Origin of the sequence: Streptococcus sp. DAT741, from assembly GCF_009866825.1 — a bacterium.
In the GTDB taxonomy this organism is placed as follows: Bacteria; Bacillota; Bacilli; order Lactobacillales; family Streptococcaceae; genus Streptococcus; species Streptococcus ruminantium.
The window spans coordinates 1,840,212-1,853,059 of record NZ_CP019557.1 but is presented as its reverse complement, the minus strand read 5'-3'; the positions used below and the strand labels follow the sequence as shown (position 1 = coordinate 1,853,059).

20 protein-coding genes are annotated in these 12,848 nt (G+C 39.5%); all 20 read left to right on the top strand.

Going from position 1 to position 12,848, the window contains the following annotated elements; genetic code table 11:
- Positions 1-98 precede the first annotated feature (98 nt).
- The 20 genes from BZG42_RS08780 to BZG42_RS08685 all read left to right on the top strand — a co-directional run bounded on the left by BZG42_RS08780 (position 99) and on the right by BZG42_RS08685 (position 12,767).
- A complete protein-coding gene (locus BZG42_RS08780; RefSeq protein ID WP_155996262.1) occupies positions 99-1,154 on the top strand; it encodes a DnaD domain protein in 1,056 nt (351 codons plus the stop codon).
- Positions 1,155-1,261: 107 nt separating this feature from the next.
- Positions 1,262-1,495, top strand: coding sequence for a hypothetical protein (locus BZG42_RS08775; RefSeq protein ID WP_155996263.1), 234 nt, complete (start codon positions 1,262-1,264; stop codon positions 1,493-1,495).
- A 10-nt stretch (positions 1,496-1,505) separates the two neighbouring features.
- Positions 1,506-1,832, top strand: a complete 327-nt coding sequence (locus BZG42_RS08770) for a hypothetical protein (RefSeq protein ID WP_155996264.1) — start codon at positions 1,506-1,508, stop codon at positions 1,830-1,832.
- A gap of 124 nt (positions 1,833-1,956) precedes the next feature.
- The gene (locus BZG42_RS08765) at positions 1,957-2,367 is read left to right on the top strand and encodes a YopX family protein (protein WP_155996265.1); all 411 of its coding nucleotides are present in this window, start codon (positions 1,957-1,959) and stop codon (positions 2,365-2,367) included.
- A 1-nt stretch (position 2,368) separates the two neighbouring features.
- A complete protein-coding gene (locus BZG42_RS08760) occupies positions 2,369-2,581 on the top strand; it encodes a hypothetical protein (protein WP_155996266.1) in 213 nt (70 codons plus the stop codon).
- A gap of 59 nt (positions 2,582-2,640) precedes the next feature.
- Complete coding sequence (locus BZG42_RS08755) at positions 2,641-3,105, top strand: hypothetical protein (protein WP_155996267.1); 465 nt, start codon at positions 2,641-2,643, stop codon at positions 3,103-3,105.
- A 109-nt stretch (positions 3,106-3,214) separates the two neighbouring features.
- Positions 3,215-3,757 carry a site-specific integrase gene (locus BZG42_RS08750; protein WP_001028147.1) on the top strand — a complete coding sequence of 181 codons (543 nt, stop codon included), beginning with the start codon at positions 3,215-3,217 and terminating at the stop codon, positions 3,755-3,757.
- A 561-nt stretch (positions 3,758-4,318) separates the two neighbouring features.
- Positions 4,319-4,606, top strand: coding sequence for a hypothetical protein (locus tag BZG42_RS08745; RefSeq protein WP_155996268.1), 288 nt, complete (start codon positions 4,319-4,321; stop codon positions 4,604-4,606).
- A 110-nt stretch (positions 4,607-4,716) separates the two neighbouring features.
- Positions 4,717-4,965, top strand: coding sequence for an HNH endonuclease (locus BZG42_RS08740; RefSeq protein ID WP_227990310.1), 249 nt, complete (start codon positions 4,717-4,719; stop codon positions 4,963-4,965).
- An 87-nt stretch (positions 4,966-5,052) separates the two neighbouring features.
- Entirely contained in the window at positions 5,053-5,538 is a 486-nt protein-coding gene (locus BZG42_RS08735) for a hypothetical protein (protein WP_000601033.1), read from the top strand.
- Positions 5,531-7,243, top strand: coding sequence for a terminase TerL endonuclease subunit (locus tag BZG42_RS08730; RefSeq protein WP_155996270.1), 1,713 nt, complete (start codon positions 5,531-5,533; stop codon positions 7,241-7,243). Before BZG42_RS08735 ends, BZG42_RS08730 begins: the two co-directional genes overlap by 8 nt.
- An 8-nt stretch (positions 7,244-7,251) precedes the next feature.
- Positions 7,252-8,394: a phage portal protein gene (locus BZG42_RS08725; RefSeq protein ID WP_155996271.1), complete on the top strand. Its 1,143-nt coding sequence runs from the start codon at positions 7,252-7,254 to the stop codon at positions 8,392-8,394.
- Between the two features lie 50 nt (positions 8,395-8,444).
- Entirely contained in the window at positions 8,445-8,987 is a 543-nt protein-coding gene (locus tag BZG42_RS08720) for an HK97 family phage prohead protease (RefSeq protein ID WP_155996272.1), read from the top strand.
- Between the two features lie 10 nt (positions 8,988-8,997).
- Positions 8,998-10,260: a phage major capsid family protein gene (locus BZG42_RS08715; protein ID WP_155996292.1), complete on the top strand. Its 1,263-nt coding sequence runs from the start codon at positions 8,998-9,000 to the stop codon at positions 10,258-10,260.
- 20 nt (positions 10,261-10,280) lie between these two features.
- On the top strand, positions 10,281-10,616 hold the full coding sequence (locus BZG42_RS08710; RefSeq protein ID WP_155996273.1) for a phage head-tail connector protein: 336 nt from the start codon (positions 10,281-10,283) through the stop codon (positions 10,614-10,616).
- The gene (locus BZG42_RS08705) at positions 10,613-10,918 is read left to right on the top strand and encodes a head-tail adaptor protein (protein ID WP_000842788.1); all 306 of its coding nucleotides are present in this window, start codon (positions 10,613-10,615) and stop codon (positions 10,916-10,918) included. The genes BZG42_RS08710 and BZG42_RS08705 overlap by 4 nt, the downstream gene beginning before the upstream one ends.
- Positions 10,918-11,265: a hypothetical protein gene (locus BZG42_RS08700; protein ID WP_155996274.1), complete on the top strand. Its 348-nt coding sequence runs from the start codon at positions 10,918-10,920 to the stop codon at positions 11,263-11,265. The genes BZG42_RS08705 and BZG42_RS08700 overlap by 1 nt, the downstream gene beginning before the upstream one ends.
- Positions 11,252-11,596: an HK97 gp10 family phage protein gene (locus BZG42_RS08695; RefSeq protein ID WP_155996275.1), complete on the top strand. Its 345-nt coding sequence runs from the start codon at positions 11,252-11,254 to the stop codon at positions 11,594-11,596. Before BZG42_RS08700 ends, BZG42_RS08695 begins: the two co-directional genes overlap by 14 nt.
- 14 nt (positions 11,597-11,610) lie before the next feature.
- A complete protein-coding gene (locus BZG42_RS08690; protein WP_155996276.1) occupies positions 11,611-12,294 on the top strand; it encodes a phage tail protein in 684 nt (227 codons plus the stop codon).
- Positions 12,294-12,767 carry a hypothetical protein gene (locus BZG42_RS08685; protein ID WP_155996277.1) on the top strand — a complete coding sequence of 158 codons (474 nt, stop codon included), beginning with the start codon at positions 12,294-12,296 and terminating at the stop codon, positions 12,765-12,767. Before BZG42_RS08690 ends, BZG42_RS08685 begins: the two co-directional genes overlap by 1 nt.
- Positions 12,768-12,848 lie beyond the last annotated feature (81 nt).

Genomic DNA, 12,848 nt, shown 5'->3' with positions numbered 1-12,848 from the left:
CACTACAAGAAGTCTTTCGATACTTGGCAAGAAGCCAGAGTTTATCAACAGGACCTTTGGAATAAGGGCATAGTAGCCGAAATGTGGGAGGAGAAGTCATGAAAAAGAAGAAAAAAGTGTTTTTTTGGTTAAAACTTGACCAAAATTTCTTTAAAAACTTGGCTATTAAACAAGCTCTCCGTATGCCTGGTGGAAAGGACATGATTATTGTTTATCAAATACTCATGCTGGAATCGCTTGCGACAGATGGCATCATATACTATGAGGGTACTTTGCCAACGTTGGAAAAGGAACTCGCTGTCCGCCTAGACATCAAAGAGGAGGAAATCCAGATGACACTTGCATATTTTAAAGGTGTTGGATTGGTACAAGTTGATGATGAAAACAACGCTGAAATGTTGCAAGTTCCAGCTCTGATGGAACAAGAAACAGATTGGGCAAGGTATAAACGAGAACAAAGAAAAACTTTAAGATTGGACAATGTCCAACAGTTGTCCAACAACTGTCCAACAGAGTTAGAGAAAGAGATAGAGTTAGAGAAAGAGATAGAGTTAGAGAAAGAGATAGAGTTAAAAAAAGAGATAGATATAAAGAAAGAGATAAAGTCAGAAGTAGATGTTGTCAAACCTGCTACTGAATTAAATATTTTCGACTATTACCAACAAAGAATAGGGGCTTTGGATGGTTATCAGTATGAGAAGTTAAAAGACTACTTAGATATTGATAAACTAGAACCTGCACTTGTCAAGAGAGCTATTGATAGAGCTGCAGACAATGCTAAGCGTAATTTTGGCTACGTCAATGCCATTTTGAAAAACTGGGTTCAGAACGATATTAGGACTATTGTTCAACAGGACGAAGAGCAACGGAACTATGTCGATAGGAAAAGTAACGCTTTCCAAGATAGGAATACTTCACAGCCTAGAAAAACTAACATTCCTGACTGGGCCTTGGAAGAAATTGAGCAAGACAACTCAGAAGAAGCCATGCAACGGATGCAGGCTTTGAAGGCTAGAATGTTAGCCAACGAAAAAGATGAACCTGTGCCAGAATGGGCTGAAAAAGTTTTAGCAAGCCAACAAACTGCCGAGGGGCAGGCTAAGTTGGCAGAGATTTACGCGGAGTTGGAGGCAATGGAAAATGTGGAAACTTAAACATGGTTCAAAAAAGGAGGTGGAGTGATGAGTGAAACAGATAAAATTTTGATTGTTTTAATGATATTATGGATGGCTTGCATACCGTTTATTGGAGGAGGTCGCAGATGACATGGAATAAATTTAGAGTGCGGAAAACAGATGCAGAAGAGAAAGGATACTTTGACTGTGACGAAATATGGGATTGTCCAGTTCCTGACAGCGAAGAAAGGGTCTTGGTCAGCGATGGCGTAGGTGTATGGATAGACGAGTGGTACAGCGATTTTGACGGTGCAGGTCTTCTGGATTCAGATGCGGAAGGTCTATACTGGATGCCGCTGCCAGAGCCACCGAAAGAATAGGAGAAAGAATATGGATAAATTAAAGGATAAGGTCAACGGCGTCTATGGATGGAATATCAGAAATGGAAAGGTTGTGCCTCCGATACATAATCTACCGGATACAGTTAAGCAGAGAGCTGACTATTTCTGGGATATGGCAGAAGATGGTATGTCATTCATGGGCTGTATGGAGTGCATCTTCGCTGATGAAAAACCTGAATATTTTGATTTTGGAGCTACTAAAGATTGGCTCCCTAAAACAAAAGACTTTGATGAATGGGTCGATTTCGCGCTCGGTATGGCGCAGATGGAAATTGCGGTATACCTAATCTATGGAAATCCGAAGGAGGTGGAGTGATGGAAAAGCTCGAATGTGAAGAATGCGGTGTCGTATCCTACGAAGGGAACGAAGATTACAGCTGCATATACCAGACAGGATTGTGTGGTTGCTGTCTAATTGAACGAATAGAAAGAAGGGAAGAATGGTAGTACCGAAGTTTAGAGCGTGGCGAAAAACCGCGCAAAAGATGGTCAATGTAAGCTCTTTGGATTGGAAAAATGACGAAAACGAGGAGGAGTCCCTATCTGCTATTTGGTGGTATTCAACAAAAAATGCTCTTGTGAGTTCCGCAGATTATGTTTCAGATGAATTCATTATAATGCAATTTACAGGGTCGCTTGACAAAGATGGCAAGGATATTTTCGACAGAGATATAGTTGAGACAACACGATTCTGTGGAGGCTCTTATGAAGACTACAGAGGAGTGGTTAAATTCCTTGAAGGCGCTTGGATGATTGATACAGGTGAAGAGCTTATTCCTCTGTGGTCAGAAATTGAAGAGACTATAGTGATAGGAAATATCTACGAACATCCGGAATTGATGGAGAAGTGATATGACTGAAAAATTAGGTGTGCTACTGGTCGATGTGCCAGAGCCAAGGCTTACAAAGTATTCTATCCTTGTCAGAACGAATGGAAAACATAGGATTATTGATACGGATTCGGAATTATTCGTTAGAGTCTATGCATGTCGTTGCACCCAAGAAGAAGCAAAGAAATACCCACAGTTTCGGTGGGTAGCGTTGGAGGAGTTGCATGATCAATAATGTTGTACTGATTGGTCGATTGACCAGAGCTGATCAATGGAAAAAATGGGGAGAACAATTTGACAAAGAAAACAGCAAGTAAGACAAGACGTGATTTCCTTGAGTTTGAGCTTGAGGCTAAGTATCTAAAAATTGATAAACTTATTGGCCAGCGCCGTCATGAATTGGAAAGAATCTATGCAGTCAAAAACCTGACCATGCCAGGCATCGATGATTCAGGAGCTAGTCGCAGTGGAACATCAACTAATACATCTGAGAATCTAGCTGTTGCTTATGCCAGTGATCCAATGATTCTGAAACTTGAAGAGTTTCAAACAGCAATTTCAAAACTGCTGGATGTACTTGAACCTGATGATAAGAAAATCTTCCATCTGAGGTGGGGAGAGCACACTGGGTATGATTGGATTCAAGTTTGGCATATCATGGAAAATGGTGAGACTGGTTACCTATACAGACACAGCAAGCAGATTTACAGAAGACGTGAAGTCATCCTTGATACACTTGCAAAATTACTGTTCATGTAACTTGTCAAAAAAACATATAGAATTGACAGGAACGATCTGATAGATTGATAGTGTCGCTAAGCACCGAGAAATCCTTGGTGCTTTATTTTTTTGAGAAAGGAGCAAAGCGATGAATATTGTTGAACCTCTGCGAGACAAAGACGATATCCAAGCCATGAAGGACTATCTATCATCTTGGAATGAAAAGTATTACATGCTATTTCTTTTGGGCATCAATACAGGTTTCCGTGTTGGAGATATTCTCAAGCTAAAGGTCAAAGATGTCCAGGGCTGGCATATCAAAGTTAGGGAACAAAAGACTGGTAAGTATAAAAGTATTAAGATGACAAGGCCACTCAAAAATGAATTGAGGGAATTTGTCAAAGACAAGGAACTTCATGAGTATCTATTTCAGAGTCGTGTTGGAAAGAACAAGGCACTCAGCTATAAGACGGTTTACTGGTTTCTTAAAAGAGCTGCTGAAGACCTTGGTATTGACAATGTCGGTACTCACACCATGCGAAAAACATTTGGCTATCATTACTACAAAAAGTACAAGAACGTTGCTGACTTGATGTCACTATTCAACCATTCAAGTCCAGCAGTTACACTAATCTATATCTGTGTAAGACAAGATGAGCTTGATACTAAGATGAGTAATTTTAGCCTCTAATATTTTTTTGATTTTTTCAACTATCCATAACGAGGAAGTTTCTAGTTTATATTTTGAAGTGAGTTTAAAGCCTTGTCCTTATTAGTTTTTTAGTATGAAACAAAATTGGATAAAATATAAGATATAGATAGTTCAGTATGGATATTTTACATAATTTTTGAGAAAGGATATAAGTGAAGTGATAATAGAAATTGCTGGCAGTAGCTTTCAAATCTCATATACTTTGAATACTATATTCAGATACAACTCTTTGTTTGGAGATTTTTTTGGAGATTTAGACAAGGTGATTAGTAGCATTAGAGATTTTGACTACGAGAGTGCAAAGCCAATACTATTTGCAATAATGTACTCAATGGTTAGAAATGAAGATATGGACTTTCTAATGTTTTTTAAAAATTTTTATTCCAAAATGACAGCAGAAATGTATTCTGAAGTCGTAAAAATAATCTTGTCAAAAAAATGGGTATTATTGACAAAAACAATCTGATATATTGGTAACATGAGAAAAATCCAGAGAGCAAGCTTAGGCATGTTCTCTTTTTTGTTGGGGGTGACGATGCCATGAAAGATGAAAATGCATTTGATGGAATTAGTCTTGTAGCTGGTAGCACTTTAGAAATCTATCTCACGAATAACGACTTAGAACATATTGCAAATGGATATGAGGTGACTTTAGATATTAAGCCTAACGAGACTGTAAATAAAATCGTAATAAAGCCAAGTTTGGTAAATGATATTCTAAATCCGTTAATCAACTATGACAAAAGAATAGTGAGTGAAGCAGATTTAAAGATTAGAGACATTTCAAGAGAGGTTGCAAGAAATAGTTTTGCATTGGGGTCACTGTAGTGAGCTATAGAAACCCTAAACACTCTGACTGGTTCAGAGCTTGGCAGATTAAATTCTACAACTCGAAACCTTGGAGAACTCTGAGAAATAAAATCAGAAAAGCTAAGCGTATGCGTTGTGACATATGCGGACGTTTGATTCACGGTAAGAGTATTGTTGACCACATCATAGAGATTGACGAAACTAATTATCAAGATGGATCTATTACTCTCAACGAAGAGAACTGTCAGTTACTTTGTCTTGAATGTCACAACACAAAAACTTTTCAAAGTAAAATAAATTTAAATTTAGACAATCGGAATATAAATTTATTTTTGATTTTTTTATTTTTGAATTTTTGTGGACTCCCCCCATTTTGAATTTTGACAGCGCCAAAATAATAACGGTGTCAATCCTCTTGTGTACCTCTCCCCCAAAATTGACGAAAATTGATACAAGAAAGGAGCATGATTTTGAAAATCAATGAAGTTTTAGAAAAGCTAGGAATAAGTCGTGCTACCCTTACCAGGTATCGAAAAAAGCTGGGCATATTTGAAGAAACTAGGTCAAATATCACCAAAAGTCAGTTCAAAGAGTTGGAAAAGCTTGCCAATCAACGGCAAAAGTACACAAGGCAGGAACGTGTTGAGCTATCTCGTAAGACTTTCAAGCTGATTCCAAAAGAAAAAATGCTTGAAATCAGTGATAATGATTCAGTTGGGTTGAAAAATCTCAAAACTCAATACAATCACAATCAAAAAGTGATTGAAAACTTCCAGCTTGAAATCAATAAGGTCATCAATGACGGTGAGCTACCTGATAAGTACCTACTTGATGGAATGGAAAAGTATCAAAAGCTTAACATGCAGATCATGTCAACGATTGAAAAGCAAAGTCCACAGGGTGATAGGCTCAAAGAAATGATTCAGGAGAAGTTAGCACGTTATGGTTGAGATGAGATATTTTGATAAGTATGCTCAGCTCATCTATACTGGTAAGATTCGTATTTGTAAGCTCACAATGAAATCAATTAGACGTGTTGAGCGATACAAAGAGCAATACCTCTTCAAACAGGAGGAAGCTGACAAACGGATTGAGTTCATTGAGGAAGAGTGCAGCAATACTAAAGGCCTTGCTGGTAAGTTACGCTTAGCATTACCACAAAAGGTTTGGTTAGAAACAACGTGGGGCTTTTATCACACGGTTGAGGTTACTAAGACCAATCCTGATACCTTGGAAGAATACACAGATTATGAAGAAAGGCGTCTCATTCATGAGGTGCCTATTATTGTGCCTCGTGGCACAGGTAAGACTACTCTTGGTTCTGCTATTGGTGAGGTTGGTCAAATCATTGACGGTGAGTGGGGTGCTGATATTCAGCTTCTTGCTTACAGTCGTGAACAGGCTGGCTATTTGTTCAATGCCTCAAGGGCGATGTTGTCGAATGAAGAAAGCTTGCTGCACTATATGCGTGAGGCTGACATCCTACGTTCAACCAAGCAAGGTATCTTGTATGAAACAACTAACAGTCTTATGTCTATCAAGACTTCTGACTATGAAAGCCTTGACGGTACTAATGCTCACTACAATATCTTTGATGAGGTGCACACTTATGATGATGACTTCATCAAGGTTGTGAATGATGGTTCCAGCCGTAAGCGTAAGAATTGGATAACCTGGTACATTTCCACAAATGGAACGAAGCGTGACAAGCTCTTTGATAAGTATTACAACATCTGGGTAGATATCCTTGATGACAAGATTATCAATGATTCTGTCATGCCTTGGATTTATCAGTTGGACGATGTGTCAGAGATTCATGACCCTGATATGTGGCAGAAAGCTATGCCATTACTTGGTATCACGACAGAGAAAGAAACCATCGCTCGTGATATTGAGATGAGCAAGAATGATCCAGCACAACAAGCTGAGCTGATGGCTAAGACTTTCAATCTTCCTGTCAACAACTATCTTGCTTACTTCAGCAATGAAGAATGTAAGGGTTGGACAGATAAGTTTGATAAGAGCTTATTTGTCGGAAATGATGAGCGGAGTGCTCGTTGTGTGCTTGGTGTGGACTTGTCAGATGTCAATGATATCTGTTCTGTCTCATTCATGGTGGTGCGTGGTGAAGAGCGTCAGTATTTGAACAAGAAATTCATGCCACGTCATACGATTGAAGGCCTTCCAAAAGAATTAAGGGACAAATACGCTGAGTGGGAGCTTAGTGGTCAGCTTCATGTTCATGAGTTGGACTACAATGACCAAGCTTATATCTTTGAAGAATTAAGGCAGTTCATGAGTGAGAATAGGATTCTTCCTGTTGCAGTTGGTTATGACCGTTGGAACGCTAAGGAGCTTATCCGCTTATTCAATGACTATTATGGGGATATCTGCCACGATATACCACAGACGGTCAAGAGCCTGTCAAATCCTTTAAAGGTTTACAAGGAAAAGGCCAAGATGGGGAAAATCATCTTTGACGATCCTGTGGCAACTTGGAACCATGCCAATGTACGTGTCAAGATAGATGCGAATAACAACGTATTTCCAAATAAAGAAAAGGCAAAAGAAAAGATTGACGTCTTTGCTAGTCAGCTAGATGCCTTTATCTGTTATGAAAATTTCAAGGAAGACTTGAGCTACTACTTTGATTGAGGTGAAGAATGAACAACTATTTGAAAAATTTGAAGGAGGTTTTTGCTAGGATTTTCCGTCCAAACAATCGGAAATCTACAAGAACCTATCTTCAAAGAAGTATCTCCTACTGGCGTAGGAACTCCATCTATTTGGATAACATCTACAATAAGATTTCCACTGACACAGCTCAGTTAAGGTTTAAGCATGTCAAGATTACTCGTAACCCAGGCGGTGTCGATTCGATGGTTTGGTATGAGCATAGCGATTTGGCTGAGGTGCTAACAGTTTCACCAAATCCACTAGAAGTGCCTGTTGTCTTTTGGTCAAATGTAACTAGAGCTATGTTGCGAGACGGTGTGGCGGTTGTTGTGCCACGTTGGGAGAATGGCCGACTGGTTGAAATATGGCTTGCTAAGAAGACAGTGACTTGGACTGCCGAGAGCGTGGAGCTTATGCTTGATGATGTTGCTGTTGAGCTTCCTCTTACTGATGTGTGGGTATTTGAAAATCCAAAGTTAAATGTCACGGCTCAACTCAATCAGATTACTGAGCTTATTGACATTAATTTGAATGCTTTGACAGAAAAGCTCAGCGATGGCAATTCTAGTTTGAGAGGTTTCTTGAAACTACCAACTAAGGCTGCTGATGGACATTTGAAGAAACAAGCCAGAGACCGTGTTGATAGTATGCTGGACTTGGCCAAGAACGGTGGCATTGCTTATCTTGAGCAAGGCGAAGAGTTTCAGGAACTTAGCAAAGACTATTCTACTGCTTCCAAGGAAGAATTAGAGTTCTTGAAATCACAGCTTTATAATGCTCATGGTATCAATGAGAAATTATTTACCTGTGACTACACTGAGGAACAATATAGAGCCTACTATTCTAGTGTCATGAAGTTGTATCAGCGTGTCTATTCTGAAGAAATCAACAGAAAATACTTCACGAAGACAGCGCGGACTCAGGGGAATAAGTTACTGGTCTTCTTTGATATGGCTGACATGATTTCATTTAAGGATTTGGTTGAAGGTGGCTTTAAGTCCAAATATGCTGGATTGATGAACTCAAATGAGTTCCGCGAAACCTATCTTGGTTTACCTGGCTATGAGGGCGGTGAAGTATTTGAAACCAACCTGAATGCTGTGCGTATTGGTGCAGAAGAATCTGAGTAGGAATCTAAAGGGTGGGCGGTTGGCATATCTTTCACGAAAGGAGGTAAGCAATGGAAAAACTAAAAACCTTTGTCGTGAAGTCAGTTGAGGATGAATCAGCTGACTTTCATTTTGAGGCTTACGCTTCAACATATGACAATACAGACAGAGAAGGCGATGTGATGGCTAAGGGGTGTTTTGATAACACTCTGAAATCTAAGGCTGTTGTCCCTATGTGTCTTAATCATGACCGTAACCGTGTTATTGGTAAGCATGAATTGTCTGTGGATGAAAAAGGCTTGCGAACACGTTCAACATTTAACCTTAGTGATCCAGAGGCTAAGAAAACTTATGACCTCATGAAAATGGGGGCATTGGATAGCCTGAGTATTGGGTTCTTTATCAAAGATTATGAGCCTATTGACGCTAAGCAGCCTTACGGCGGATTGATTTTCAAGGAAGTTGAAATCTTTGAAATTTCTGTTGTGACCGTTCCAGCTAACCCTCAAGCAACTGTTGATAATATTAAGGAATTTGATATGTCAGCGGTTGATAAGCGAATCGCTCAGGCGAACATGAGGCAAGAAATCATGAGTAAACTTGCAAAAATTTAAAGGAGACATGATGAAAAAATCACTCGTTGAGCTTTTGGAAGCTCGTCAAAAAGCAACTGATGAACTAGCTGAGGTAAAGCTTAAAAAAGCCACTATTGAAGCCAAGATGAAATCTTCAACCATTGAAGACGATGACTTGGAACAGTTGAAAACTGATGCAGAAAGTTTAGTTTCTCAAGCAACAGCTATTAAAGAAACAATTGCTGGGCTGGATTCTGACATTGAAGAAACTGAAGAAGAACTCAGCAAAGCTGCTAAAATCATTAAAGAAAAACAGAAAGGTAATACACCTATGGATTATTTGAAAACCAAAGCCGCTGCTCTTGACTTTGTCCGTATTCTGATGGACAACGAAGGTAGTGCCAACAGCGCCCGTAAAGCGTGGGAAGCTAACCTTGTTGAAAAAGGAGTGACTAACCTCACTAAGATTCTTCCAGAACCTGTTCTTATCGCTATTCAAGATGCCTTTACTAACTATAATGGAATATTGAACCACGTTTCAAAAGATCCACGTTATGCGGTGCGTGTTGCTCTTCAAACTCAAGTATCTCAAGCTAAAGGACACAAAGCTGGTAAGACTAAGAAAGATGAAGACTTCACATTCTTGGATTTCACTATCAACTCTGCAACAGTCTATATCAAATATGCGTTTGAATATGCTGACTTGAAGAAAGATACAACAGGCGCTTACTTCAACTATGTGATGAAAGAACTTGCTCAAGGCTTCATCCGAACTATTGAACGTGCTGTTGTTATTGGTGATGGAAAATCTAACAGTGCTGAAGACAAAATCACTGAAATCAAATCAATTGCTGAAGAAACTGAAGTGAACCTCTTTGAGACACAAGAAATCAACGTTGCTGGTGTCTTTGACAATGCTGTTCTTGAAACGCTGGTTGCTGGTATTGATAAGATGGTTCCGAATACTACTCCAATCCTTGTCACTTCAAAAGCCATTGCTCGTAAATTGAAATTGGTCAAAGATGCAGAAGGTCGCTACATCGATCCTCAGCCATTTGCTCCAATTGCAACCAATGGAAATGTTATTGCTGGTTTCCAAGTTTACATCTACGATTGGATGGACGGTGCAACTAACCCAATCATTGCATTTGCTGACCAAGCTTATAAGATGATTGGTGATGAGGCTGCCGTTGACCGCTTTGATGATTATGATGTAACAGTCAACCGCCGTCACATTGAGCTTGCTAGTGTTATGGGTGGTCGTTTGGCTCAGTACAAATCAGCGGTTAAGTTTACAAACCCAGCAGGTTAAAGATAGAAAGGGGAGTCTAAATGACAATCCTTAACACAATCAAAGAAATGGTAGAGGTTGACGTTGAAGAGGATATCTTTGACGTCCAACTTTTACGATATATCAACAGTGGGATTTCATATTTACAAAGAAATGCTATTCCGGTTATCCGTATCGATAAAGAAACGGAGTTAGAGGGATGGACAGACATTAAGGAAGAAGATAGGGAGACAGTGCTTGACTGGTTACATCTGAGATGTGTTCAACGTTTTGACAAATCTTTGATGACTGGCAGTGCTGCTACTATGGAATGGATTGACGGAGAGATGACAAATCTTTTGTATCAACTCAAGGCAATCTATGAAGGGAAGACATGAAATCTTCAAGAGTGGCTATCATTCTTTGCTATGATGAGCGTGTTGAGGTTGAAAAAGGTGTCTGGGAGAAAAAGACCGTAGAAAAGAAAGTCAAAGCTGAGAAAGAGAAAATCTATCAGCGAAGGCTTGATAAAGCTATGGCAGACGGTCAAGTTCTGACTGCTAGGTTTAGTGTTCGTTCCAATTATGTGACTGATACTCTGGACTATGTCAAATACAATGGCAAAGAGTATAAGGTTAACATTGGGACAGAATCAGATGATGGTCATTACACTATCATCGAACTTGGAGAACTGAAATAATGGCCAAGAAATTTTTCACTAGACAAGATATTCAAGCTATCCTTGAAGCAAACCATTTGAAGGCTAAGGTTTTCTACATGGAGCGTGAGGAGAAATCTTCTCCTGATAATGTCATTTTGTATTATCGGTTAACACCAGGCAGTAGCATTACTGCTGATGATAGAGTACACATGAGAAAAGTGACTGTTCAAGTTAGTCACTACCACAAGAAGAAACTAGACAGCATTGAAGATTTGATGCTGTCTAATTTTATGTGTGAGCCAAATCAGTTGAATCTAAAACAACCTGACACTGACTATCTACTGACAACTTATAGACTTGAGGTGTTTACAAATGGGCAGTGGTAGCGTGAAGATGACACCGCTAAAGGTCGATATCAAGAATCAAGTTTTAGAGAACATTAAGAAGGCTGCTCAAAGTACAGAAAATGACATTAGAACTGGAAGCCCTAGACGAAACGGTGTTTACGAAAAGGGTTGGACACACGATATCATAGATGACGCCGCTATTGTTCATAACAATGGCAAAGAAAAATCTCTATCCCACTTATTAGAGAATGGTCGTGCCACTAAAAACGGTGGCTTTGTTGCCCCTAGAGAGCATATCAGACCAGCCTACCTCAAGAATAAGGAGAAATTCCTTAATGATATGAAATCCATTAAAATCACACCCAAATAAGAAAGGAGTCTTACATGACTTATCAATACGATACAAGGGAAGTCACTCACGGTAATGCGAATGGTTTTTATGCCAAAATTGCTAAAACTGATGCTGGTGCCTTGGACTTGCAGAAACCTTATCCCTTTACTGGGCTACGAAGCACATCTTTTGAAACTTCTCAGGAATCAAATGCCTACTATGCAGACAATGTGGAACATGTCCGTTTGCAAGGTAAAAAATCCACAGAAGGGTCTATTACAACCTATCAGATTCCTAAACAGTTTATGATTGATCACTTAGGTAAAAAACTTACTAACTCTACACCACCAGCTTTGATTGATACTGGTGTCAATACTAACTTCATTTGGGGTTATGCTGAAACTGTTACAGATGAGTTTGGAGCTGAGATTGAAGAGTTCCACATTTGGACGAACGTTAAGGCATCTGCACCTAAAGGCAGCACATCAACTGATGAAACATCAGCAACACCAAAAGAAATTGAAATCCCTTGTACTGCCTCTCCAAATAACTTCATTGTGGATTCTGAAAAGAAACCTGTATCAGAAATTGTATGGCGTGATGACAGCAAAGGAACTGTCCGTGGGAAGTTTGACAAGTTGTTTGCTGACAAGTCACCAGGCAAGCTGATTGATTTCATCAATGAAGCGCTTGGAACAACCACTACACCTACCACAACTACTAGCGGAGGCGTTTAATGATAAAAAAAGAACTATCATTCACAGCGTTTGATAGTTATGGTGAAGAAAGGGAGCACACTGAAACAGTGCGCTTTCTTTACTCTTTACCAGCTATCAAGATGTATGAACAGCGAACAGGTCGCAACTTCTTTGATGACAACCAAAAAGCACTCACGGCTTACACACGGCTTGCCCTCGCAACCGGTGTAACTGGTAGCCTATCTGACTTAACTGATGAAGAAAAAATCAAACTAATGCCTTTACTTATGGAGTCAGATTTCATGAACTTCTTAACTGAAGTTATCCCTTGCCTCTACGGTGAGGTTGAAAATGGTCGCCTGGTACAGAATGAGTTGACTGCTGAAACAGCCTCATTGGCTCCTTGGTTTGGTGATTTGATTGATATTGGATTCTTCTCAGACCTCTTCTATGAATTTAACCGAAGCAGGGCAAAGGTGCCACAAGATAAAAAAAAGCCTCTTCAGAAGTAGTAACTTCTGAAAAAATTTATAAGGTTGTCTTTGAAAATCGGATGGATGTTTTTTGGGCAGAATCCCAACACTTTAACTATT